General features: G+C 71.4%; 17 protein-coding genes and 1 pseudogene. 17 read left to right on the forward strand and 1 reads right to left on the reverse strand.

The window, feature by feature from the left end; genetic code table 11:
- Window positions 1-86 precede the first annotated feature (86 nt).
- The 3 genes from ABD981_RS24810 (at window position 87) to ABD981_RS24820 (ending at window position 4811) form a co-directional block, all read left to right on the forward strand.
- Complete coding sequence (locus tag ABD981_RS24810) at window positions 87-2435, forward strand: HelD family protein (RefSeq protein ID WP_123955122.1); 2349 nt, start codon at window positions 87-89, stop codon at window positions 2433-2435.
- 366 nt (window positions 2436-2801) lie between these two features.
- On the forward strand, window positions 2802-4217 hold the full coding sequence (locus ABD981_RS24815; RefSeq protein ID WP_046911451.1) for an NAD-dependent malic enzyme: 1416 nt from the start codon (window positions 2802-2804) through the stop codon (window positions 4215-4217).
- Window positions 4218-4529: 312 nt separating this feature from the next.
- Window positions 4530-4811, forward strand: a complete 282-nt coding sequence (locus ABD981_RS24820) for an HU family DNA-binding protein (RefSeq protein WP_017237029.1) — start codon at window positions 4530-4532, stop codon at window positions 4809-4811.
- A gap of 200 nt (window positions 4812-5011) precedes the next feature.
- On the opposite strand, the gene murA is transcribed toward ABD981_RS24820, so the two are convergent.
- The gene (gene murA / locus ABD981_RS24825; protein ID WP_046911450.1) at window positions 5012-6358 is read right to left on the reverse strand and encodes a UDP-N-acetylglucosamine 1-carboxyvinyltransferase; all 1347 of its coding nucleotides are present in this window, start codon (window positions 6356-6358) and stop codon (window positions 5012-5014) included.
- Window positions 6359-6632: 274 nt separating this feature from the next.
- Here murA and ABD981_RS24830 point away from each other — a divergent pair, with 274 nt between their 5' ends.
- The 14 genes and pseudogenes from ABD981_RS24830 to ABD981_RS24895 all read left to right on the forward strand — a co-directional run bounded on the left by ABD981_RS24830 (window position 6633) and on the right by ABD981_RS24895 (window position 24376).
- Window positions 6633-7193, forward strand: a complete 561-nt coding sequence (locus ABD981_RS24830; protein WP_046911449.1) for a YqgE/AlgH family protein — start codon at window positions 6633-6635, stop codon at window positions 7191-7193.
- Between the two features lie 100 nt (window positions 7194-7293).
- A complete protein-coding gene (locus ABD981_RS24835; protein ID WP_046911448.1) occupies window positions 7294-7578 on the forward strand; it encodes a DUF3039 domain-containing protein in 285 nt (94 codons plus the stop codon).
- A 223-nt stretch (window positions 7579-7801) separates the two neighbouring features.
- Window positions 7802-9100: an extracellular solute-binding protein gene (locus ABD981_RS24840; RefSeq protein ID WP_046911447.1), complete on the forward strand. Its 1299-nt coding sequence runs from the start codon at window positions 7802-7804 to the stop codon at window positions 9098-9100.
- Between the two features lie 16 nt (window positions 9101-9116).
- Window positions 9117-10103: a carbohydrate ABC transporter permease gene (locus ABD981_RS24845; RefSeq protein WP_046911446.1), complete on the forward strand. Its 987-nt coding sequence runs from the start codon at window positions 9117-9119 to the stop codon at window positions 10101-10103.
- Complete coding sequence (locus ABD981_RS24850; protein ID WP_046911445.1) at window positions 10100-10951, forward strand: carbohydrate ABC transporter permease; 852 nt, start codon at window positions 10100-10102, stop codon at window positions 10949-10951. The genes ABD981_RS24845 and ABD981_RS24850 overlap by 4 nt, the downstream gene beginning before the upstream one ends.
- A 21-nt stretch (window positions 10952-10972) precedes the next feature.
- Window positions 10973-12670 (forward strand): beta-N-acetylhexosaminidase, encoded by a 1698-nt coding sequence (locus ABD981_RS24855; RefSeq protein ID WP_123955124.1) that lies wholly within the window; start codon window positions 10973-10975, stop codon window positions 12668-12670.
- 233 nt (window positions 12671-12903) lie between these two features.
- Entirely contained in the window at window positions 12904-13791 is an 888-nt protein-coding gene (locus ABD981_RS24860) for an FAD binding domain-containing protein (protein ID WP_046911444.1), read from the forward strand.
- Window positions 13788-15183, forward strand: a pseudogene (locus ABD981_RS38940) ((2Fe-2S)-binding protein). Before ABD981_RS24860 ends, ABD981_RS38940 begins: the two are co-directional and overlap by 4 nt.
- 2 nt (window positions 15184-15185) lie before the next feature.
- A complete protein-coding gene (locus ABD981_RS24870) occupies window positions 15186-17477 on the forward strand; it encodes a xanthine dehydrogenase family protein molybdopterin-binding subunit (RefSeq protein WP_382748337.1) in 2292 nt (763 codons plus the stop codon).
- Between the two features lie 95 nt (window positions 17478-17572).
- Complete coding sequence (locus ABD981_RS24875) at window positions 17573-18121, forward strand: hypothetical protein (protein ID WP_123955120.1); 549 nt, start codon at window positions 17573-17575, stop codon at window positions 18119-18121.
- Between the two features lie 33 nt (window positions 18122-18154).
- Window positions 18155-19726 (forward strand): hypothetical protein, encoded by a 1572-nt coding sequence (locus ABD981_RS24880; protein ID WP_046911441.1) that lies wholly within the window; start codon window positions 18155-18157, stop codon window positions 19724-19726.
- A 28-nt stretch (window positions 19727-19754) separates the two neighbouring features.
- Window positions 19755-21128 carry a type VII secretion-associated serine protease mycosin gene (gene mycP, locus ABD981_RS24885; protein WP_046911440.1) on the forward strand — a complete coding sequence of 458 codons (1374 nt, stop codon included), beginning with the start codon at window positions 19755-19757 and terminating at the stop codon, window positions 21126-21128.
- A gap of 492 nt (window positions 21129-21620) precedes the next feature.
- Entirely contained in the window at window positions 21621-22040 is a 420-nt protein-coding gene (locus ABD981_RS24890; protein ID WP_046911439.1) for a hypothetical protein, read from the forward strand.
- Between the two features lie 14 nt (window positions 22041-22054).
- Window positions 22055-24376 carry a hypothetical protein gene (locus tag ABD981_RS24895; protein ID WP_046911438.1) on the forward strand — a complete coding sequence of 774 codons (2322 nt, stop codon included), beginning with the start codon at window positions 22055-22057 and terminating at the stop codon, window positions 24374-24376.
- The last annotated feature ends 7 nt before the right edge of the window (window positions 24377-24383 follow it).

The raw sequence follows: 24383 nt of genomic DNA on the forward strand, positions 1-24383 counted from the left end.
ACCCCGCCCGGGACGTCAGGCCTGACACACGGCCTCCGGTGGCGTACGCTCGACGGCTGCCCAGTGCACGTCAGAAGGGGGCCCCGGTGGCCGCGCAGGAAGCCGTCGACACGGTCAGGGACCGTGAGATCGGTGTCGAACAGGAACATCTGGATCAGGTCTACCGCCGCCTCGAGGAGAAGATCCACGAGGCCGAGTTCCTGATGAACGACGCCGCCCAGCGGGGCCAGGTCGGCACGCCCGGCGCCCTCGCCGAGCGCGACGCCCAGGTGTTCCGGGCCGGCATCCACCTCAACCGGCTCAACAACGAGTTCGAGGACTTCCTCTTCGGCCGGATCGACCTCCTCTTCGGCAAGGACGGGAAGAAGGGCCCCGACGGGGCCTACACCTCCGTCGAGCCCGCCGAGGACGCGGTGCGGACGGAAGGCGGCCGGCAGCACGCCGACATCGGCGAGACCCTGCACATCGGCCGGATCGGCGTCCTCGACTCCGACTACGCCCCGCTCGTGATCGACTGGCGGGCGCCCGCCGCCGCCCCGTTCTACCGCTCCACCCCGGTCGACCCGGGCCGCGTGGTGCGCCGCCGGGTCATCCGCTCCAAGGGCCGCAGGGTCCTCGGCGTCGAGGACGACCTCATGCGCCCCGAGCTGACCGCCACCCTGGACGGCCGGGAGCTCCCCGTCATCGGCGACGGCGCCCTCATGGCCGCGCTCGGACAGGCCCGCAGCCACACCATGCGGGACATCGTCGCCTCCATCCAGGCCGAGCAGGACCTGGTCATCCGCGCCCCCGCCGCCTCCGTCACGTACGTCGAGGGCGGCCCCGGCACCGGCAAGACCGCCGTCGCCCTGCACCGCGCCGCCTACCTGCTCTACCAGGACCGGCGCCGCTACTCGGGCGGCATCCTGATCGTCTCGCCGACCCCGCTGCTCGTCTCGTACACCGAGGGCGTCCTGCCCTCGCTGGGCGAGGAGGGGCAGGTCGCCATCCGCGCGCTCGGCAGCCTGGTCGACGGCGTCGAGGCCGACGCCTACGACGAGCCCGCCGTCGCCCGGATCAAGGGCTCCTCCCGGATGCTCGCCGTGCTGCGCAAGGCCGCCCGCGGCGCCCTGGAGACCCCCGCGCCCAAGGCGCAGCCCACCCTGGACGAGGCCGAGGACACCCCCGCCGAAGCCCCCGCCGGCACGCCCACGCTGCTGCGCGTCGTCGCCTTCGGGCGGCGCCTGGAGCTCGGTGCCGAGGACCTCCGGCGGATCCGCCACAACGTGCTCGGCGGAACCGCCCCCGTCAACCTGCTGCGCCCCCGCGCCCGTCGGCTGCTGCTCGACGCGCTGTACGCCAGGTCCGGCGCCGCCGGGCGGCACAGCGACCCCGAGCTCGCCGCCGAGCTGCGCTCCTCCTTCGACGAGGACGTGTCGACGGAGGACTCCTTCCTCGCCTTCCTCGACGCCTGGTGGCCCGAGCTCACCCCGCGCGGCGTCCTCGACGCCATGGGCGACGAGAAGCGGCTCGGCCGCTGGGCCCGCCGGGTGCTCAACCCCGGCGAGGTGCGCCGGCTCGCCCGCTCGCTGCGCCGCCCCGGGCTCTCGGTGCACGACGTGGCCCTGCTCGACGAGCTGTCCACGCTCCTCGGCACCCCGGCCCGGCCGCGCAAGAAGCGCGAGTACGACCCGCTGGACCAGCTCAGCGGTCTGGAGGAGCTGATGCCGGTACGGGAGGAGACCCAGCGGGAGCGGGCCGAGCGGCTCGCGGCCGAGCGGACCGAGTACGCGCACGTCATCGTCGACGAGGCCCAGGACCTCACGCCCATGCAGTGGCGGATGGTCGGCCGCCGCGGCCGGCACGCCACCTGGACGGTCGTCGGCGACCCCGCGCAGTCCTCCTGGTCCGACCCGGACGAGGCGGGCGCGGCCCGCGACGAGGCCCTCGGCACCCGGCCGCGGCGCCGCTTCGAGCTCACCGTGAACTACCGCAACCCGGCCGAGATCGCCGAGCTCGCCGCCAAGGTGCTGGCGCTCGCCATGCCCGGCAAGGAGTCCCCGCGCGCGGTGCGCTCCACGGGCATCGAGCCCCGCTTCGTACCGGTCACGGAGGCGGCCGGTCTGGCCGAAACCGTGCGGTCCGAGGCCGAGCGGCTCCTCGCACAGGTGGACGGGACGGTCGGCGTGGTCGTCGCGATGGACCGCCGCGCGGAGGCCGCCCGCTGGCTCGCCGGGCTCGGCGACCGGGTGGTGGCGCTCGGCTCCCTGGAGGCGAAGGGCCTGGAGTACGACGCCACGGTGGTGGTCTCGCCCGCCGAGATCGCGGACGAGTCGCCGGCCGGGCTGCGGGTGCTCTATGTGGCGCTCACCCGTTCCACGCAGGCGCTCACGGTGGTCTCGGGCGACCGTGACCTGCCGGACGAGGCCGGGGTTCCGGACCTGCTGCGGGACTGATCGAGCGATCGGTTCCGGTCAACTCGCGCCGCGGGAATCGCGTGCCGGGGTGGTTTGTTAGCCTTGTCGTGGCACCGGCTCGATCCAAGCCCCCGGGCCCAACCTTCGTCCCTTTGAGGGACCACTTGCCGCGAGGCGAGCATGGCGGGTCGGTGCCGCTTACTTGTAGAGGTCCTCGTCACCTTCGGGTGGCGGGGACCTCTTCTGTTTCCCCTACGTCTCTCGTATGGTGGAAACTACTTTCCGAAAACGAAACGACCGTATTACCTGCTACCCGCAGGTAGGTGCGACGATCGGAGGGCGCCGCCGGGCAACCAGCCGGGGCGGCGTAGCAGCGAAGCTCAGGGAAAGCAGAGGAACACGGACATGGCAACGGCGCCCAGCGTCTCGTACTCGATGACGGTCCGGCTCGAGGTGCCCGCGAGCGGCACAGCGGTCTCCCAGCTCACCACGGCGGTCGAGACCCACGGCGGCTCGGTCACCGGCCTCGACGTGACCGCTTCCGGCCACGAGAAGCTGCGGATCGACGTCACCATCGCCGCCACCTCCACCGCGCACGCCGACGAGATCGTCCAGCAGCTGCGCGGCATCGAGGGCGTCGTGCTCGGCAAGGTCTCCGACCGTACGTTCCTGATGCACCTCGGCGGCAAGATCGAGATGGCGTCCAAGCACCCCATCCGCAACCGTGACGACCTCTCGATGATCTACACCCCGGGCGTCGCCCGCGTGTGCATGGCGATCGCCGAGAACCCCGAGGACGCCCGCCGCCTCACCATCAAGCGCAACTCCGTCGCAGTCGTGACGGACGGCTCCGCCGTCCTCGGCCTCGGCAACATCGGCCCCAAGGCCGCCCTGCCGGTCATGGAGGGCAAGGCGGCCCTCTTCAAGCGCTTCGCCGGCATCGACGCGTGGCCGCTCTGCCTGGACACCCAGGACACCGACGCCATCGTGGAGATCGTCAAGGCCATCGCACCCGGCTTCGCGGGCATCAACCTGGAGGACATCTCGGCGCCCCGCTGCTTCGAGATCGAGGCCCGGCTGCGCGAGGCCCTGGACATCCCGGTCTTCCACGACGACCAGCACGGCACCGCCATCGTCGTGCTCGCCTCCCTCACCAACGCGCTGCGCGTCGTGGGCAAGGGCATCGGCGACGTACGGGTCGTCATGTCCGGTGCGGGCGCGGCCGGTACGGCCATCCTGAAGCTGCTCATCGCGGCCGGCGTGAAGCACGCGGTCGTCGCCGACATCCACGGCGTGGTGCACGCGGACCGCGCGGACCTGGTGGACGCGGAGCCGGACTCGCCGCTGCGCTGGATCGCCGACAACACCAACCCGGAGGGCGTCACCGGCACCCTCAAGGAGGCCGTCGTCGGCGCCGACGTCTTCATCGGCGTCTCGGCCCCCAACGTGCTCGGCGCGGAGGACGTGGCCGCCATGGCGGAGGGCGCGATCGTGTTCGCGCTCGCGAACCCGGACCCCGAGGTGGACCCGGCGATCGCCCGTCAGACGGCCGCCGTCGTGGCCACCGGCCGCTCGGACTTCCCCAACCAGATCAACAACGTGCTGGTCTTCCCCGGCGTGTTCCGCGGCCTCCTGGACGCCCAGTCCCGGACGGTCAACACCGAGATGATGCTGGCCGCCGCCAGCGCCCTCGCGGACGTCGTCACCGAGGACGAGCTGAACCCGAACTACATCATCCCGTCGGTCTTCAACGACAAGGTCGCCGGCGCGGTGGCCGGCGCGGTGCGCACCGCGGCGAAGGCGGCGGGCGCGGGGGCCTGAGCCCCTAGGGCGCGGCGGCTGCGTGTCGCGGTCGCCGCACCCCAAACCCGCCTTTAGGGTGGTAGTTCGGCTCCGCACGGTTCGCGCGGAGTCGACGCTACGTCACCACCAAGGAACTCCGGCGCTTTTCGTGTGACCCATGAGGGTGCCGGAGGGGTGCCGGATTGGCGTTCCCGCCGCTGGTGGGGGCAGGATGCGTGTTTGGGCGCGAGGGTCTGTCAGCAGACCCGGGTCCGGGGACTGTCCGAGGGCCCTGGCAGCATCGGCTTCGATCTCACGCCTCACAGGCAAGAAAGACACGGGAGTAACAACATGAACCGCAGTGAGCTGGTGGCCGCCCTGGCCGACCGTGCCGAGGTGACCCGCAAGGACGCCGACGCCGTTCTGGCCGCGCTCGCCGAGACCGTCGGCGAGGTCGTCGCCAAGGGTGACGAGAAGGTCACCATCCCCGGCTTCCTGACCTTCGAGCGCACCCACCGTGCCGCTCGCACCGCTCGTAACCCGCAGACCGGCGACCCGATCAACATCCCGGCCGGCTACAGCGTGAAGGTCTCCGCGGGCTCGAAGCTCAAGGAAGCCGCCAAGGGCAAGTAAGCAGGCGGCCTCCGGGCAGCTTGCTCCCAGGGCCGCTGAGGCGGCCTGAGGCAGCGAAAAGGGCGGCCACCCTGTCAGGGGGTGGCCGCCCTCTCGTTTGCCCTTCAGAAGGCGTTGCAGGCGCTTACGCGGCGCCCGCGGAGCGCCGCGGACGCCGGGGCCGTCGAGCGCGCCCGGACGCCGCGGCCCCTCGCGCGTGCCTAGACGAGCGCGCTGCCCGGGAGCTCGACCTTGGCGCCGAGCTCGACCAGCTTCTCCATGAAGTTCTCGTAGCCGCGGTTGATCAGCTCGATGCCGTGCACCCGCGAGGTGCCCTGGGCGGCGAGGGCCGCGATCAGGTACGAGAAGCCGCCGCGCAGGTCCGGGATGACCAGGTCGGCGCCCTGCAGCTTGGTCGGGCCGCTGACGACCGCCGAGTGCAGGAAGTTGCGCTGGCCGAAGCGGCAGTCCGAGCCGCCCAGGCACTCGCGGTACAGCTGGATGTGAGCGCCCATCTGGTTCAGCGCCGAGGTGAAGCCGAGCCGCGACTCGTACACCGTCTCGTGGACGATGGACAGGCCCGAGGCCTGGGTCAGGGCGACGACCAGCGGCTGCTGCCAGTCGGTCTGGAAACCGGGGTGGACGTCGGTCTCCAGGGCGATCGCGTTGAGCGAGCCGCCCGGGTGCCAGAAGCGGATGCCCTCGTCGTCGATCTCGAAGGCGCCGCCGACCTTCCGGTACGTGTTGAGGAAGGTCATCATCGAGCGCTGCTGGGCGCCGCGCACGTAGATGTCGCCCTCGGTGGCCAGCGCCGCCGACGCCCAGGAGGCCGCCTCCAGGCGGTCGGAGAGGGCGTGGTGGTTGTAGCCGCCGAGCTTGTCGACACCGGTGATCCGGATGGTCCGGTCGGTGTCCATGGCGATGATCGCGCCCATCTTCTGCAGCACGCAGATGAGGTCCTCGATCTCCGGCTCCACGGCCGCGTTGGACAGCTCGGTGACGCCCTCCGCGAGGACCGCGGTCAGCAGCACCTGCTCGGTCGCGCCGACCGAGGGGTAGGGCAGGGCGATCTTGGTGCCGCGCAGCCGCTGCGGGGCCTCCAGGTACTGGCCGTCCGCCCGCTTCTCGATGGTCGCGCCGAACTTGCGGAGCACGTCGAAGTGGAAGTCGATCGGCCGGCCGCCGATGTCGCAGCCGCCCAGGCCCGGGATGAAGGCGTGGCCGAGGCGGTGCAGCAGCGGGCCGCAGAAGAGGATCGGGATCCGCGAGGAGCCGGCGTGCGCGTCGATGTCGGCCACGTTGGCGGACTCGACGTGCGTCGGGTCCATGATCAGCTCACCCGGCTCCTCGCCGGGGCGGACCGTGACACCGTGCAGCTGGAGCAGGCCGCGGACCACGCGGACGTCGCGGATGTCGGGCACGTTGCGCAGTCGGCTCGGCTCGCTGCCGAGCAGGGCGGCGACCATCGCCTTGGGCACGAGGTTCTTCGCGCCGCGGACGCGGATCTCGCCCTCCAGCGGGGTGCCGCCGTGGACAAGCAGGACATCGTGGCTGTCAGTGCCGGTCATGAATCTCGCGTTCCGGGTCGTCGGTCGGGTGGCCAGAGAAAAGGGTAAGGGGCCATGGGACCTCAGGTGTGTGGCTGAGGGGGCCCCGCGAATGTAATGAATTCGGCACAACACCCTCCGTCCCCGTGATCTTGCGGAGCGTCACCGTCCGCTTGGCTCCGCGCCGGTCCGGTCGGGCCTCCGGCGCGACCGGCTGACCTGCGGTGCGGCACGCCTGCCCCGGATCGCCCCGGACAACCCCCCGGAACGCCGAAGATGCGGGATCATGTGTCGCATGACCGAGGTGTCCTCGCTCACAGGACGGCTGCTCGTCGCCACCCCCGCGCTGGCGGATCCGAACTTCGACCGCGCGGTGGTCCTGCTGCTCGACCACGACGACGAGGGTTCCCTCGGCGTGGTCCTCAACCGGCCGACCCCGGTGACGGTCGGCGACATCCTCGCGCCCTGGGCCGATCTGGCCGGCGAACCGGGAGTCGTCTTCCAGGGCGGCCCGGTCTCCCTCGACGCGGCCCTCGGCATCGCGGTGATCCCCGGCGACGAGGGCCCGCTCGGCTGGCGGCGGGTGTACGGGGCGATCGGCCTGGTCGACCTGGAGACCCCGCCCGAGCTGCTCGGCCCGGCCATCGGCGCCCTGCGGATCTTCGCCGGCTACGCGGGCTGGGGCCCCGGCCAGCTGGAGTCCGAGCTCGGCGACGGCGCCTGGTACGTGGTGGAGTCCGAGCCCGGCGACGTCTCCTCCCCACGGCCCGAGACGCTCTGGCGCCAGGTGCTGCGGCGGCAGCGCGGAGAGCTCGCGATGGTGGCGACGTATCCGGACGATCCGTCGCTGAACTGAGGGGGCCCGGAGCCTTCGCGCGGGGTCGCCCGGGGCCTCCGTGCGGGGTCGCCCGGAGGGCGCTCGGCCCGGGGTCCTTCTTTCAGTACCCTTGGGTCCCATGAGCACTCTCGAGCCCGAGCGCGGGGCAGGTACGGGAACCCTCGTCGAGCCGACGCCGCAGGTGTCCCACGGTGACGGCGACCACGAGCGCTACGCCCATTACGTCCAGAAGGACAAGATCATGGCGAGCGCCCTCGACGGCACTCCCGTGGTGGCACTGTGCGGAAAGGTCTGGGTGCCGGGGCGCGACCCCAAGAAGTACCCGGTCTGCCCGATGTGCAAGGAGATCTACGACTCCATGGGCTCCGGCGGGGACAAGGACAAGGGCGGCAAGGACAAGTAGTCCGGTCCGCGGACGGTTCGGGGACGGCCCCCGGCGCGCGCACTTCGGTGCGCGCGCCGGGGGCCGTTTCGCGTTGCGCAGGGTGCTTCCGCCGGTCACAGAGTGGTTGAGGAGTGGTCGAGACCTCTTGTCGCGGTGTTTGCTCCGCCTTTAACCTCACGGCTGTTGTGCAGTGCGAAACGTCCGTTGCGTATGCTGCAACGGCTGTGTGGAGGGGACCGCCATGAAGCTTCCTGCCCGGATCGCCGTACCCATCGCTCTCCTGACCCTGGCCGCGTGCGCCCCCCAGACCTCGGGCGGCGCCTCCGGCACCGACGACAAGAGCGGCACGCTCCGCGTCTGGCTCTTCCAGGAGGTCGCCAACAAGCCCAAGGAACAGGTCGTCGAACAGGCCGTCGCCGCCTTCGAGAAGCGCCACCAGGGCGCGAAGGTCGAGGTCGAGTACATCCCCGTCGAGACCCGCGCCCAGCGCGTCAAGGCCGCCTTCAACGACCCGAAGTCCGCGCCCGACCTCATCGAGTACGGCAACACCGACACCGCCGGATACGTGAAGGACGGCGGACTCGCCGACATCACCGCCGAGTTCGGCGCCTGGGACGAGGCCAAGGACACCGACCCCACCGCCAAGTCCTCCGTCACCGTCGGCGGCAAGGTCTACGGCGCCCCGCTCTTCGTCGGCGTCCGCGCGCTCTACTACCGCACCGACGTCTTCTCCGGACTCGGCCTGAGCGCCCCCAAGAGCCAGGACGAGCTCATCGCCACCGCCAAGAAGATCCGCAAGGCCCGGCCCGAGCTCTACGGCATCGCCGTCGGCGGCGCCTACACCTACGGCGCCATGCCCTTCATCTGGGCCAACGGCGGCGAACTCGCCACCGGGACGGGCGGCTCCGGCGACCCGTACAAGTCCGCCGTCAACAGCGAGGCCGCCCGCAAGGGCATCGCCTCCTACGCCTCGCTCTTCGGCGACGACAACTGCCCCGCCGCCAAGTGCGCCCAGATGGGCGGCAACGCCACCGTCACCGCCTTCGCCTCCGGCAAGGCCGCCATGGCCATCGGCGGCGACTTCAGCCACGCCGCCGTCGAGGCCGGCGCCGTCAAGGGCAAGTACGCCGTCGTACCGCTCCCCGGCACCACCCCCGGCTCCCTCGCCCCCGCCTTCGCCGGCGGCAACAACATCGGCGTCCTCAAGAGCACCTCCCACCGCACCCTCGCCGTCGAGCTCATGAAGTCGCTCACCGGCAAGGAGACCCAGGGCCGGCTCTTCGACGCGATGGGCTTCCTCCCCACGTACACCGACGTCCGTCAGCAGGCGGCGAGCAGGGAACCCTTCGTGAAGCCCTTCATCGACGCCCTCGGCGCCGGCGCCAAGTTCGTCCCCGCCTCGGCCGGCTGGGGCCAGATCGACGCCTCGCTCGTGCTCCCCACGATGTTCCAGGAGGTCGTCAGCGGCCGTAAGGACGTCAAGGCCGCCTCCGACGACGCCGCGAAGAAGATGGACGCGGCCTTCGCGGCGGCGGGCTGAGGCCGGGACGCGCACCATGACCACCGCACCCCGCACGAAGGAAGCCGCGCCCGCGCCCGACCGCGCCGGCGCGCGGCTTCCCGGCCCCCGCGCCGCGCGCCCGTCCCGGCGGACCCCCCGCCGCCGGACCGGCTCCGCCTGGACCCCCTGGCTCTACCTGCTCCCCGCGCTCGTCGTCCTCGGCGGGCTGCTCGTCTACCCCATCTACCAACTCGGCCTGATCTCCTTCCTGGAGTACACCCAGGCCCAGGTCAGCGGCGGCGAACCCACCACCTTCCAGGGCCTCGGCAACTACCGGGAGCTCTTCGCCGACCCCCAGTTCTGGCAGGTCCTGCTCGCCACCGTGCTGTTCGCCGCCGCCTGCGTGCTCGCCACCCTCGCCGTCGGCTGCGCCCTCGCCGTGCTGCTCACCCGGATCCGCGCCCTGCCCCGGCTCGCCCTGATGCTGGCCGCGCTCGGCGCCTGGGCCACCCCCGCCGTCACCGGCTCCACCGTCTGGGTCTTCCTCTTCGACCCCGACTACGGGCCGGTCAACCGGGTCCTCGGCCTCGGCGACTTCTCCTGGACCTACGGGCGCTACAGCGCCTTCGCCCTGGTTCTGTTCGAGGTCGTCTGGTGCTCGTTCCCCTTCGTGATGGTCACCGTCTACGCGGGCATCAAGGCCATCCCGTCCGAGGTCCTGGAGGCCGCCGCCCTCGACGGCGCCTCGCAGTGGCGCATCTGGCGCTCCGTCACGGCACCGATGCTGCGCCCGATCCTGGTCGTCGTCACGATCCAGTCGATCATCTGGGACTTCAAGGTCTTCACCCAGATCTACGTGATGACGGGCGGCGGCGGCATCGCCGGGCAGAACCTCGTCCTCAACGTGTACGCCTACCAGAAGGCCTTCGCCTCCTCCCAGTACAGCCTGGGCTCCGCCATCGGCGTCGTGATGCTGCTGATCCTGCTGACGGTGACCCTGGTCTACCTGCGGCTGATCCGACGACAGGGAGAGGAACTGTGAGCTCCACCGGATTCCGTATCCGCATCCGCCGCCCCGGCAGGCTCGCCGCCGAGGCCGCCGCCCTGCTCGTGGCCGCCGCCGTCGCCTTCCCGCTGTACTGGATGGTCCTCTCGGCCTTCAAGCCGGCCGGCGAGGTCCAGTCCACGAACCCCCGCCCCTGGACGCTCTCCCCGTCCCTCGACTCCTTCCGGCGCGTCTTCGAACAGCAGGAGTTCGGGCGCTACTTCCTCAACTCGCTGGTCGTCGCGAGCGCGGTCGTGCTGGCCTCGGCCGTCATCGCCTTCCTCGCGGCGACCGCCGTCACCCGCTTCCGGTTCCGTTTCCGCACCACCCTGCTGATCATGTTCCTGGTCGCGCAGATGGTCCCGATCGAGGCGCTGACCATCCCGCTGTTCTTCCTCATGCGGGACTTCGGACAGCTCAACACCCTGGGCTCGCTGATCCTGCCGCACATCGCCTTCTCGCTGCCGTTCGCGATCTGGATGCTGCGCGGCTTCGTCAAGGCGGTGCCCGAGGCGCTGGAGGAGCAGGCGATGATCGACGGCGCCGGCCGGACCCGCTTCCTGTGGCAGATCCTCTTCCCGCTGGTCTTCCCCGGACTCGTCGCGACCAGCGTCTTCTCCTTCATCTCGACCTGGAACGACTTCCTCTTCGCGAAGTCCTTCCTGATCAGCGACACCTCGCAGTCGACCCTCCCGATGGCGCTGCTCGTCTTCTTCAAGCCCGACGAGAACGACTGGGGAGGAATCATGGCCGGGTCGACCGTGATGACGATCCCGGTGCTCGTCTTCTTCGTACTCGTACAGCGCCGCCTGGTCTCGGGACTGGGCGGGGCGGTGAAGGACTGAACCGTGACGACGGAGGAGAACATGGCCCGTACGGCCTTCCGACACGACCTCGTCCCCGCGCCCGTGGTGGCGGTGGCGACGGCGGAGCGCGAACTTCCCGGAGCGGGCGCGGGCGCGGGCGCGGGCATCGGCTTCGCGCTGGACGCGGCGACCGTCCTCGACGCCGGACCCGGCACCGAGGGCGCCGCCCGGTGGCTCCGCGCCACCGTCGGCGCCGCGACCGGGCTCGACCTCGCGCCCGGCGCGGGCGGCGACGGCGGGGCCGTACGCCTGCGGATCGACCCCGACGCGGTGGGCGACCTGGGCCCCGAGGGCTACCGGCTCACGGTCGACGGCGCGGGCGTCACCCTGCGCGGCGGATCGGCCGCGGGCGTCTTCTGGGGGCTCCAGACCCTCCGCCAGCTCCTCGGCCCCGACGCCCACCGCCGGGCGCCCCTCCACGGCACCCGGCGCTGGGAGCTGCCCGGCACCGACATCGCCGACGGCCCCCGCTTCCCCTGGCGCGGCCTCATGCTCGACGTCGCCCGCCACTTCATGCCCAAGGACGACGTGCTGCGGCAGCTGGACCTGATGGCCGCCCACAAGCTGAACGTCCTCCACCTCCACCTCACCGACGACCAGGGCTGGCGCATCGAGATCCGGCGGCACCCGCGGCTCACCGAGGCGGGCTCCTGGCGGGCGCGGAGCAAGTGGGGGCACCGGGCGTCACCGCTGTGGAACGAGACCCCGCACGGCGGCTTCTACACCCAGGACGACATCCGCGAGATCGTCGCCTACGCCGCCGCCCGGCACATCTCGGTCGTCCCCGAGATCGACGTCCCCGGCCACTCGCAGGCCGCCATCGCCGCGTACCCGGAACTGGGCAACACCGACGTCGTCGACACCACCGCCCTCTCCGTCTGGGACACCTGGGGGGTCAGCCCGAACGTGCTCGCCCCCACCGACACCGTCCTCCGCTTCTACGAGGGCGTGCTCGAAGAGGTCCTGGAGCTGTTCCCCGCGGACGTCTCGCCCTTCGTGCACATCGGCGGCGACGAGTGCCCCAAGGACCAGTGGAAGGCCTCCCCGGCCGCCCGGGCCCGGATCGAGGAGCTCGGCGTCGGCGACGAGGACGGCCTCCAGTCCTGGTTCGTCCGCCACTTCGACCGCTGGCTCGCCGACCGCGGCCGCCGCCTCATCGGCTGGGACGAGATCCTGGAGGGCGGCCTCGCCCCCGGCGCGGCCGTCTCGTCCTGGCGCGGCTACGCGGGCGGGATCACCGCCGCGGAGGCCGGCCACGACGTGGTCATGTGCCCCGAGCAGCAGGTGTACCTGGACCACCGTCAGGCGCCGGGCGAGGACGAGCCGATGCCCATCGGATACGTACGGACCCTCGCGGACGTCTACCGCTTCGAGCCCGTCCCGCCGGGCCTCGCCCCGGAGGCCGCCGCCCACATCCTGGGAACCCAGGCCAACGTGTGGACCGAGGTGATGGAGAACCGGGCCCGCGTCGACTACCAGACCTACCCGCGCCTCGCCGCCTTCGCCGAGGTCGCCTGGTCCCGGCTGCCCGCCCCCGACGCGCGCGATCACGCCGACTTCGAGCGCCGGATGACCGCCCACTACCGGCGCCTCGACGCCCTCGGCGTGGACTACCGCCCGCCGGCCGGACCGCACCCCTGGCAGCGCCGCCCCGGCATCCTGGGCCGTCCCATCGAGGGGGCACCCCCGAACGTGTGAGGCACCTATCGCCCCGACGTCACCCAAGAGCGGCAAAAGGGAAGTTACCGTCGCTCCTGGGAGGTCCCCGCACGTCCCGCACGGAAGCGCCCTTCGCGGACCCTCGCGACGTACGGCTCGGAAGATGTGCCAGAGTTGCCACGTCCAGGCTGTGAGCACGTACGGTACGCCCACACAGGCGCGACAGCCGGGGACGGTCGGGGATCACCGGGACACCGGGAAGGGGCAGCGGGTTGACCACGCACGCACCACAGACGGCATCACGGGCGGCGCGGTCCGTGACGCTGCCCGTCTCGCTGGACGAGGCCGTGGCGGCGCTCACGGCCATGCCGGCCGCCGTCCCCGTGGCCGGCGGCACCGACCTGATGGCCGCCGTCAACCGCGGCCAGCTGCGTCCCGCGGGCCTGGTCGGCCTCGGCCGGATCAACGAGATCCGCGGCTGGCAGTACCAGGACGGCCACGCCCTGCTCGGCGCCGGCCTCACCCACGCCCGGATGGGCCGCCCTGACTTCGCGGCCCTCATCCCCGCCCTGGCCGCCGCCTCGCGCGTCGCGGGCCCGCCCCAGATCCGCAACGCCGGCACGCTGGGCGGCAACATCGTGACCGCGGCGCCCACCGGCGACTCGCTGCCGGTGCTGGCCGCGCTGGAGGCCGAGCTCGTCGTCGTCGGCCCGCTCGGCAGCCGCGAGCTGCCCGTCAGCCACCTGCTGGCCGGCCGGGACCTGCTGGCCCCCGGCGAGCTGGTCGCCTTCGTGCGGGTCCCGCTGCTGCACGCCCCGCAGGTCTTCCTGAAGGCCACCGGCCGCACCGGTCCGGCCCGCGCCTCCGCCTCCGTCGCCGTCGTCCTCGACCCGGCCCGCCGCGGGGTGCGCTGCGCGGTCGGCGCCGTCGCGCCGATGCCGCTGCGGCCGCTGGAGGCGGAGCAGTGGATCGCCTCGCTGGTGGACTGGGACGGCGACCGCGGGCTGGCCCCGGAGGCGCTGGCGGCGTTCGGCGACTACGTGGCCGCCGCGTGCATCCCGGACCCGCAGGGCGACGAACAGTTGCCCCCGGCCGTACTGCACCTGCGGCGCACGGTCGCCGCTCTGGCCCGACGGGCACTGGGGAGGGCGCTGTCGTGAGCGACGCACACGAGGACCGCAGGGGCGGCTGGCAGCCGATCCCGCAGAGCGAGGGCTACGACGGCGACGCCACCGCCTTCGTCCAGCTGCCGCCCGACTTCATGCTGGAGGGCGTCCCCCTGGAGGCCCCCGGCCACGGCTACGTGCCGCCGGTCATCGCCCCGCTGACACCCGCGGCGGCGACGGACCCGGGGGCGACCGGGGCGTGGGTGGTGCAGGGGGCCGCGACGGAGGAGTTCGCCGCCGAGGGCTTCGCGGGCGAGGGCTTCGCGGGCGAGGGCTTCGCCGGCGGGGACTTCGCCGGCGGGGAGTTCGTACCGGAGGCGGCGGGGGGTTTCCGGCAGGACCTCCAGCGGGACTTCCGGCAGGACCTTCAGCAGGACCTTCAGCAGGACCTTCAGCAGGACTTCCCGCAGGAGCAGACGGCTTCGTGGACGATCCCGACCATCGAGGACGGTTCGGACGTCCTGGACGACTCGGGCGAGTACACGGCGGCACGGCTCGCGCAGTACGCGAGCGGTGCGCCCGCGACGCTGCCCGGAGGCGCGGCCGCGCCGTGGGCGGTGCCCGAGGCGGAGGCGGAGCGGCCGGTGGAGCCGGTGGAGCCGGTCGCCGTCGAGGCGCCGGCCGAGGCACCCGGAGAGGCAGTCGTCGACGTGCCGGTCGACGTGCAGGCCGACGCACCCGTCGACGTACCGTCCGAGGTGCAGGCCGACGTTCCTGCCGACCTGCCGTCCGACGTTCCTGCCGACCTGCCGTCCGGCCTGCCCGCCGACGCACTGGCAGGCGGACCGGTCCAGGCTCCCCCCGCCGAGATGTCCACGGACAGCGACGAGCACCCCCCACACCTCGTACACGCTCCGGGTGAACGGCGCCGACCGCCCGGTCACGGACTCGTGGATCGGCGAGTCGCTGCTCTACGTGCTGCGCGAGCGCCTCGGTCTCGCCGGGGCGAAGGACGGCTGCTCGCAGGGCGAGTGCGGGGCGTGCAACGTGCAGGTGGACGGCCGGCTGGTCGCGTCCTGCCTGGTGCCCGCGGCGACGGCCGCGGGGAGCGAGGTGCGGACGGTCGAGGGCCTGGCCGTGGACGGCGAGCCGTCCGACGTGCAGCGGGCGCTCGCGAAGTGCGGGGTCCAGTGCGGCTTCTGCATCCCGGGCATGGCCATGACCGTGCACGACCTGCTCGAAGGCAACCACGCCCCGAACGAGCTGGAGACCCGGCAGGCGCTCTGCGGCAACCTGTGCCGCTGCTCGGGCTACCGCGGCGTGCTCGACGCCGTACGGGAGGTCGTCAGCGGTCGCGAGGCGGCGGCCGAGGCCGAGGCGGAGGCGGGCGGGGAGGCCCGCATCCCGCACCAGATTCCCCACCCGTTCGACGGAGGCACGGCGTGAGCGTGAGCAGCGAAACGACCACGGAGCCGGCCGGCCTCGGGCCCGGCATCGGCATCGGCGTCTCGCTCCCGCAGGCCGACGCGCGGGCGAAGACCGAGGGCACCTTCCCGTACGCCTCCGACCTGTGGGCCGAGGGCCTGCTGTGGGCGGCGATCCTGCGTTCGCCGCACCCGCACGCCCGGATCGTGTCGATCGACACGACGGCCGCGGCGGAGATGCCCGGGGTACGGGCCGTGGTGACCCACGCCGACGTGCCGGGCACCGTCACGTACGGCCGCAGGGTGGCCGACCGCCCGGTGTTCGCCTCCGAGCTCGTCCGCCACCACGGCGAGGCGATCGCGGCCGTGGCCGCCGACCACCCGGACACGGCGCGGCTGGCGGCCGCGGCGATCGCGGTCGAGTACGAGCTGCTGGACCCGGTCACGGACCCGGAGAAGGCCTTCGCGGCGCCGCCGCTGCACCCGGACGGCAACCTGATCCGGCACATCCCGCTGAGCTTCGGCGACCAGGAGGCGACCGGCGAGATCGTCGTCGAGGGCCTGTACCGGATCGGCCGCCAGGACACCGCGCCCATCGGGGCCGAGGCCGCGCTGGCGGTGCCGCGCCCGGACGGCGGCGTGGAGCTGTACACCGCCTCGACCGACCCGCACACCGACCGCGACCTGGCCGCGGCCTGCTTCGGGCTGCCGCCGGAGCAGGTCAAACTGGTCGTGACGGGCGTCCCGGGTGCGACGGGCGACCGCGAGGACCCCGGCTTCCAGATCCCGCTGGGCCTGCTGGCGCTGCGCACCGGCTGCCCGGTCAAGCTCACGGCCACCCGCGAGGAGTCCTTCCTCGGCCACGCCCACCGCCACCCGACCCTGCTGCGCTACCGCCACCACGCGGACGCGGAGGGCCGGCTGGTGAAGGTGGAGGCGCAGATCCTGCTGGACGCGGGGGCCTACGCGGACTCGTCGTCGGAGTCGCTGGCGGCGGCGGTGTCCTTCGCGTGCGGCCCGTACGTCGTGCCGCACGCCTTCGTCGAGGGCTGGGCGGTGCGCACCAACAACCCGCCGTCCGGCCACGTGCGGGGCGAGGGCGCGATGCAGGTGTGCGCGGCGTACGAGGCGCAGATGGACAAGCTGGCGGCGCGGGTGGGCGTGGACGGCGCGGAGATCCGGATGCGCAACGTCCTCGCCACGGGCGACATCCTGCCCACCGGCCAGACGGTGACCTGCCCGGCCCCGGTGGCCGAACTCCTGTCCGCCGTACGCGACTTCCCCCTCCCGCCCCTCCCCATGGACTCCCCGGAGGAGGACTGGCTGCTGCCCGGCGGCCCGGACGGCGCGGGCGAGCCGGGCGCGGTGCGGCGGGGCGTCGGGTACGCGCTGGGCATGGTGCACATGCTGGGCGCGGAGGGCACGGACGAGGTCTCGACGGCCACGGTCCGGGTCCACGACGGGGTGGCCACCGTGATCTGCGCGGCCGTGGACACCGGCTCCGGCTTCACGACCCTGGCCCGCCAGATCGTCCAGGAGACCCTGGGCGTCGACGAGGTCCACGTGGCCCCCGTGGACACCGACCAGCCCCCGGCGGGCCCGGCGACGCACGGCCGTCACACGTGGGTGTCGGGCGGCGCGGTGGAGCGGGCGGCGAAGATGGTCCGCACCCAGCTCCTGCAGCCGCTCGCCCACAAGTTCGGCATGTCGACGGAGCTGCTCCAGATCACCGACGGCAAGATCACCTCGTACGACGGCGTCCTGTCCACCACGGTCACCGAGGCGATGGACGGCAAGGAACTCTGGGCCACCGCCCAGTGCCGCCCCCACCCGACCGAGCCCCTGGACGAGTCCGGCCAGGGCGACGCCTTCGTCGGCCTCGCGTTCTGCGCGATCCGCGCGGTCGTGGACGTCGACGTGGAGCTGGGCGCGATCCGGGTCGTGGAGATGGCCGTCGCCCAGGACGTCGGCCGCATCCTCAACCCCGCCCAGCTCGCCACCCGCATCGAGGCGGGCATCACCCAGGGCGTCGGCGCGGCCCTCACCGAGAACCTCCGCACCTCCCGCGGCCTGGTCCGCCACCCCGACCTGACGGGCTACGCCCTCCCGACCTCGCTCGACGCCCCGGACATTCGCATCGTGAAACTCGTCGAAGAACGCGACGTCGTCGCCCCCTTCGGCGCCAAGCCCGCCAGCGCGGTCCCGGTCGTCACCTCCCCGGCAGCAGTGGCCTCAGCAGTCCGCGCAGCCACCGGACGCCCCGTCAACCGCTTGCCGATCAGGCCGCAGGCGGCGGTCGTCGTACCCAATTCGTAACCATGTGAGCTGCGTTGCTTGTGCAACCCGGAGGTGCGCTCTGTCCGTCGTCTTGACTACCATGAACTCCTGACTTGTCGAACGGGGAGGCGGCTATGGCGGAGGCGACGGACAGCGGCGGCGGGGGCGGCGGTATCCCCTTCATCCTGCCGATGCTGCCAGGCGTGGCCGGGGTTGCGGCCGCTGCCACCAACCTGGTTGTCGAGCTCGGCGAGATGGACAACCTCAAGAAGCGCGTGGACAAGCTCCTCGAGGACTTCGGCGGGTCGACCGGGGGTCCGAAGAAGATCGGCGAGGACTGGCTGGAGAAGGAGGGCCTCGGCGGCCCCGGCTTCCACGAGGCGGACTTCCTCTTCGGGTCGTACGCGGTCGTGCGCGAGCAGCTCCTGAAGTTCTCGAAGGTGCTCGAACTCCAGATGGAGAGCATGAAGCTCGCGATCCATGCCACGCAGGCGGGCTACCAGAGCATCGACGACGACATCAAGGCGAAGATGAAGCGGCTGAACGCCGAGATCGCCCACATGCAGGCTCCGGACCCGCGTGACGAAGGCACGGGTACGAAGGGCATGGGCGGCAGGTCCGACCAGCCGCTGCCCGACCAGAAGCCGACCGGCGGTTCCACGGACGACACCGGCGGCTTCTAGCAGACGTGAGGGAAGGAAACGGGGGAGAAGCGAATGAGTGGTAATCCGAAGACGCCCAAGGCGCAGGAGACGGCCCTCGAGGGCCTGAGCAACGAGCAGCTGCTCGCGATGCTGACCCCGCTCAAGAACGGGAAGGCCGACCTGCTCTCCCAGAAGCTCAAGTCGGCCGGCAGCGAGATCTTCGCCATCGGCAGCGAACTCCGCCTGCGCGCCGGCCTGCTGCGCTGGGAGGGCGACGGCGCCGACGCCTTCCGCGAGTGGGCCGGAGCCACGGGCCTCGCCACGATGAAGCTCGGCCAGTACGCCACGAAGGCGGGCACGTGCCTGGGTGACGTCTCGCAGGCGATCACGGAGGCGAGCAGCGGGGTCGACGGCCTGGCCAAGAGCAGCGCCGCGGCCAAGACGAACTACGCCAACGCCCAGAAGACCCTCTACGCGGCGAACCACGACCCGGACGCGGGCCCGACCGCGAAGAAGGACGCCTCGGCGGACATGACGGCCGCGGCGGCGTTGCGCGAGTCGACCCGGGTCGAGGCGATGATGAAGCTGCGGAGCCTGGGGCAGACGTACACCCACTCGGGGACGCAGATCAACAACGAGCCGGTGCCGGAGTTCCCGCCGCCGGCCGGGTTCCTGGGGAAGGACTGGGTCACGCCCCAGGGCTACAAGCAGCTCCCGGGCGAGACGAGCCGCCGGACGACTCGATCGACCGGAACCGCCGACAGCACCGGCACGCGCTCCAGGTCTACGGGGCAGAGCGACGGGTCCGTGGTGGGCAGCACCGATGGTGGAACCGCCAGGCCCGGTGGCTCCATCGACCGCGGCACCGTGATCCCGGACCGGAACGTGGACCTGGGCATCGACGGCACGACGGTCCTGCCCGACAGGCCGACCACGCCCACCGGCCCGACGGGAACCGTCCCGCCGAAGCCGGACGGCCCGACCACCTACCCCAGCGTCGTCCCCACGGTGCCGCCGACCTACCCCGGTGGTGGCGGCTCGCAGCGTGGCACGGTGCCGCCTTCCTTCGGCGGTGGCGGCGGCAAGACGATTCCCGGGGGCCGCGGTGTCACCGGACCCGTGCTGACCGGTCCCGGAGGGACCGCGGCCGGCCGCATGCCGCGCGACAGCGGCATCACCGGCGGCCGCGCCGTTCCGCCGAGCGGGGGCCGTCCGACGGGCGGCATCCCCCGGAGCACCGTGATCGGCGCCGAGGGCGGTGTCACCGGACGCGGCCCGATGGGCGGTGGAGCCATGGGGCCCGGGGGCACGGCCGGCGGACAAGGCGGTACGGCCGCAGGCCGCCGTCTGGCGAGTGAGACCGGAGGTGTCGTCGGCGGCCGGGCCGCGCAGCGTCCCGGGCAGACCGCGGGACGTCCCTTCACCCCTGGCGGCACTGGCCTCGTCCGCGGCGGGCAGTCCGGCTCGGGCGGTCCGGGTGCGGGCCAGGGGCGCCCGATCGCCGGTGGCATGCACGGTGCCGGCGCCCGTACGGGCGACAGCCGGGACGAGGAGCGCCGCGGAGAGCGCCCCGACTACCTGACCGAGGACGAGGAGACCTGGCAGCAGCGCAGCCGCCGCGTCGTCCCGCCCGTCGTCGACTGATCTCGTAGACAACGACTCGGAGAAGCGCATGCGAACCAGCAGTGGACGGGCCATCGGTTCCGGTTCCCTCATGGCACTGACCATGGCCCTGACACTGCTGGGTATCGGCGCCGTGCCGGCCCACGCCGAGTCCGTACGTGACCAGCAGTGGCACCTGGATGCCATGAAGGCCGACGAGATGTGGAAGGTCAGCAAGGGGGAAGGGATCGTCGTCGCGGTCATCGACTCCGGAGTCGACAAGTCCATTCCTGACCTGCGGGGCCAAGTCCTGCCCGGCAAGGACTTCTCGCTCCTGGACGGCGACGAGAACAACGACATCGACAACCACGGCACGGGCATGGCGGCCCTCATCGCGGGGACCGGCGCCAGGGGGCCGCAGCAAGGGTCGTTCGGACTGGCTCCCAAGGCGAAGATTCTGCCCATCCGCATTCCTTACAACGAGGAGCGCTGGGCGAAGAACGGTGTCAAGGAGAGCTTCTCCGAGAGCATGGCGAAGGCGATTCGGTATGCCGCCGATTCCGACGCGAAGATCATCAACATCTCCGTGGCCAATGCCAGGAAGCCCGGGCCGGAGCTTGCCGAAGCCGTCCGGTACGCGTTGTCGAAGAACAAGCTCATCTTCGCCGGTGTGGGCAACACCGCCGACGAGGGGAACGCTGTCGAGTACCCCGCGGCCACTCCGGGCGTCGTCGGTGTCGGGGGCCTGAACAGCAAGGCTTCCTGGTGGGAGAAGTCGCAGACCGGTCCTCAGGTGGACCTCGCCGCACCCGCGGAGAACATCACCAATGCCTGCACCGGCGGCACGCAGCTCTGCGAAGGCAGCGGTACCAGCTCGGCCACCGCCCTCATGTCCGCGTCCGCCGCCCTGATCTGGTCCAAGCACCCCGACTGGACCAACAACCAGGTCCTCCGGGTCATGCTCAACACCGCGGGCAAGCCCAAGAGCGGGAAGGCGCGGACCGACTCCATCGGATACGGCGCCGTCCGCCCCCGTATCGCCCTCGCCAGCCCCGGCGATCCCGGCCCTGCCGACGTCTACCCGCTGCCCGACCTCGCCGCCGCCGAGGCGTCCGCGTCGCCGTCGGCCTCGGCGTCCGCGAGCGCGTCGGCCGCCCCTGCCCCGTCCGACGGTGTGCAGAAGCCCGCCACTCAGGTGCCGGCCGCCTCCTCGGAAGAGGGGGGCAACACCATGCTGTGGATCGGGCTCGGTATCGGTGCGGCGGTGCTCGTCGGCGGAGCCGTGACGGCGCTCGTACTCCGTTCCCGCCGACGCGGAGCCCTGCCGCCCGTCCCGCCGTCCGCGCCCGCCGTCCCGCCGTACGCTCCCTACGGACCTCCCCAGGGCGGCCCGTACCAGCCTCAGCAGCACCAGCAGCAGCACCAGCCGCCCCACGGAAGCTGACGGATCAGGGATCGCGTTCGCGCGTGAGCGCCCGGTGGTCGGTAGCGTAGAAGTGCCTGCAACCGCAGGTGCTCCGCGAGCTGGTGACCCGGGGGTGCTGTGGTCAACACCGGGCAGGCGTCCCTCATCCGATGGGGTCGGGGCGCGATCGGGTGGCCCTCGACGCCACTCTCCGGGGAAGGGCGAATTTCCGCCTTCGTCGCGCCTGGTGCGCCGTGCTCCCCCGGATGCCGCGCGAGGAATTTCGGCGAGCCGACCCGCCGGAGCGGGGAAGAGGAACGATCCGGAGCCGAGGGAGAAGGACCCTCCATCTCTCCGGACCTGGGCTCGGCACGTGGCGGAGATCAGCACCAGGCGGTCACCGGCCGGGCCGACTTCCCCTACTGTCTGAGCCTCGCATCGACGGATCCGGGCGCTTCGCGGGTCGCGTCGCAGACGACGAAGGCCGCTGCTGGAGCCTGCCCGGCGCCGTGACGGGAGAACGGGGAGACGATGTCGTTCGATCACGAATGGGCCTCGGCCCGGAGCACCGCAGGCCCTCCCGTGAGCATGCGGCTCGATCAGGCGGCCGCCGGCCCGGGGGGCGGTAAGGCCGACCTGAGCGTCGACCAGGACCGGCTCGGTGCCATCGGCAGCGCCGCGTACGCCCTGCACGGCCGACTGGTGAAGGACGGCAACCATGCCCGCACGCAGACCACGGAAGCAGCCACCGGGCTGAAGACGAACGGCTTCCGGACCGGCTCCGCCATGGCGGAGGTGCACGAGACCTGGTCATCGCAGCTCGGCACCCTGCTCGACGCCTGCGCGAACATCTCCAACCACCTCGACTACAGCGCGGCCTCGCACGCCAGGGAAGAGGCGGACATCAAGGCGGCCCTCGCCGCGTCCAGGATCAACGAGTATCTGAAGTAGGCGGAGAGCCGGCCTTGCTGACCTATGACAACGTCTTCCACGCGCCACTGGACAAGATGAAGGCCGCGGCGGACGGCTGGTCCGAGATGAAGGGCAAGCTGGAGAAGCTTGCCGAGGACGCCCGTACGACGATGGCCGCCAAGGCCAGGGACGAGTACTGGCGAGGTGTGAACGCCGAGGTCACGAAGCCGTTCGTGGACAAGACGGCGAAGGAGTTCGAGGACGCGGCGAAGGCCGCGGGCGGGATCCACCGCATTCTTCAGAGTGGCTACGACGCCTTCAGCAAGGCCAAGGGGGATCTGCTGAAGATCGTCGACACTGATGCGCCGGCCCATGGATTCCGGGTCAGTGCGGAGGGCAAGGTCGAGGCCAGGGAACCTCTGTTGTCGACCAAGGATCCGGGGCTTCGGCATGACCCCGGCTTTCAGGACCTCGTCCGTAAGGAACGCGCCGCGATCGATGCCTGGCAGCGTCGCATCGATGCCATTCTCGAGACCTGCGACGACGCCGACATCGCTTGCGCGAACGCACTCAAAGCGAACATCACAGGCGACAAACACAACTTCAGTGCGCCGAAGTACGACAGCCTTGACGCCGAGGAAGCGCAGCGTGCGGTCGACCTGGCCAAGAAGGGTCGGGAAATCTCGCATGCCGAGCTCGTGGAGCTGAACGAGCTCCTGGGCGACAACAGCGGGTCCAAGGACTTTTCGAGAGGCTTCTACGACGGGCTCGGCCCCAAAGGCGCCCTCGAGTTCTTCGGTCAGCTCTCCACCGACACCTACGACTACTCGAAGGTGGACAAACAGCGCCTCGAGGACGTCCAGGCGCTGCAGAAGAACATGGGCCTCAACCTGGCCACGGCCACACAGGGTGGCGACGGGTGGACACAGAAGTGGTCGGCCGAGATGAGGATGCTCGGCACCGATCGCATTCCGCTCGCCAAGTACGACAACAACCCGGCATTCGGCTACCAGTTGCTCGGTGGCATCATGCGCTACGGGAACTACGATCCGAAGTTCCTGGTTCCGATCGCGGAACACGTCACGCAGCTGCATGCCAAGGACCCCTACACCTTCGCCGGCAACCGGAACATCGGAGGGTGGCTGAAGAACCCGTTCAATCCCTCCGGGGTGAACGGAGCCGGCTACGACCCCATGGTGTCGATGCTCGAGGCGTTGGGGCATAGCCCGGACGCGGCCAAGAGGTTCTTCACGGACGCTCCCACCTCCTACAACGCGGACGGCACGCCCGGGGGGAAAGTCGACCTGGACCCGAAGGCGGACGGGGAACAGTTCACCAGCTACCTCGACTTCTTCCAGGGCGCGGAATACGACTTCTTCCCCGATTTCGACGGGCATGACCCTGACGAGGCCGAGAAGACGGCTGCGAACATGCCGGACGCACTCGGCCACGCCCTCGAGGCTGCGACCACGGGGCACGCGTGGGACGACCCCAACCCGGTGCTGCGCAGGGACGAGGAGTCGGCCGAGATCATGCGAGAAGTGATCAACGACTACGGGACGGACTCGGAGCTGAGGAAGCGTCACGAATCGATGATCGACAGCCTCGGCAACATGGGCGCGGCCTATATCGACGACCTCAACTACTCCACCTACGGATTCGGCGGCAGCGGTGAGAACACGGATCGCGACAAGTTGTTCCGGCTGAGCAGTGACGGAAAGGATCACACGGATTTCGGCCAGGTCGAGAGTCTGCGATTCATGACGGCCGTGGCCGGGGACGAGGGCGCCTACAGGAGCATGTCCGCAGCGCAGCAGGTCTTCGAAGCGAGTGGGCTCAAGGCGATGAGCGGAGACCGAGCCGAAGGGCTCGAGTTCGCGCACAATGCCACCAAGATGCACGGGATCCTCGACGAATCGCGCATCAACCAGATCGCTCAGGACTTCAAGGACGACGAGGACCAGCGCAATCTCGAACTGGAGCAGCAGGCCGAGTGGCGCAAGACGGGGGTCAGCTCGGGTGTGGCGGCCGTTGTGGGCGTCGGATCTGCCGTGGTGCTCGGGCCGGCCGCAGGCCTTGTCGCTGTCACCGCGGTTCCCCTGGTCATGGAAGCCGTGGGCTCGTCGATCGACACGGCCTACGCCACTGACACGTTGCAGTACCTCAAGGACAACGAGTACGACAACGACGACGAGGCACTGAACGACATCGAGGGAACGCGGCAGGCCGGCAAGAGGAGCGCCGTGGTGCCGTTGCTCAACTATGCGGAATCCGTCGGAATGAGCATGGAAGAGAGGCGCGACATGTTCAGGGAAGCCGAGTACTCCTACAACGCCGGTGTCACCGCGGCCGGAGGAAGGCCGAAGGTCGCATGAGCAGGTC

It is taken from the genome of Streptomyces showdoensis (assembly GCF_039535475.1).
Taxonomy (GTDB): Bacteria; Actinomycetota; Actinomycetes; order Streptomycetales; family Streptomycetaceae; genus Streptomyces; species Streptomyces showdoensis.

Bases quoted from the DNA above. Each gene is read 5' to 3' on its own strand.
- ABD981_RS24815 (WP_046911451.1), top strand. From the start codon at position 2,802: ATGGCAACGGCGCCCAGCGTCTCGTACTCGATGACGGTCCGGCTCGAG.
- ABD981_RS24820 (WP_017237029.1), top strand. From the start codon at position 4,530: ATGAACCGCAGTGAGCTGGTGGCCGCCCTGGCCGACCGTGCCGAGGTG.
- murA (WP_046911450.1), bottom strand. From the start codon at position 6,358: ATGACCGGCACTGACAGCCACGATGTCCTGCTTGTCCACGGCGGCACC.
- ABD981_RS24830 (WP_046911449.1), top strand. From the start codon at position 6,633: ATGACCGAGGTGTCCTCGCTCACAGGACGGCTGCTCGTCGCCACCCCC.
- ABD981_RS24835 (WP_046911448.1), top strand. From the start codon at position 7,294: ATGAGCACTCTCGAGCCCGAGCGCGGGGCAGGTACGGGAACCCTCGTC.
- ABD981_RS24840 (WP_046911447.1), top strand. From the start codon at position 7,802: ATGAAGCTTCCTGCCCGGATCGCCGTACCCATCGCTCTCCTGACCCTG.
- ABD981_RS24845 (WP_046911446.1), top strand. From the start codon at position 9,117: ATGACCACCGCACCCCGCACGAAGGAAGCCGCGCCCGCGCCCGACCGC.
- ABD981_RS24855 (WP_123955124.1), top strand. From the start codon at position 10,973: ATGGCCCGTACGGCCTTCCGACACGACCTCGTCCCCGCGCCCGTGGTG.
- ABD981_RS24875 (WP_123955120.1), top strand. From the start codon at position 17,573: ATGGCGGAGGCGACGGACAGCGGCGGCGGGGGCGGCGGTATCCCCTTC.
- ABD981_RS24880 (WP_046911441.1), top strand. From the start codon at position 18,155: ATGAGTGGTAATCCGAAGACGCCCAAGGCGCAGGAGACGGCCCTCGAG.
- mycP (WP_046911440.1), top strand. From the start codon at position 19,755: ATGCGAACCAGCAGTGGACGGGCCATCGGTTCCGGTTCCCTCATGGCA.
- ABD981_RS24890 (WP_046911439.1), top strand. From the start codon at position 21,621: ATGTCGTTCGATCACGAATGGGCCTCGGCCCGGAGCACCGCAGGCCCT.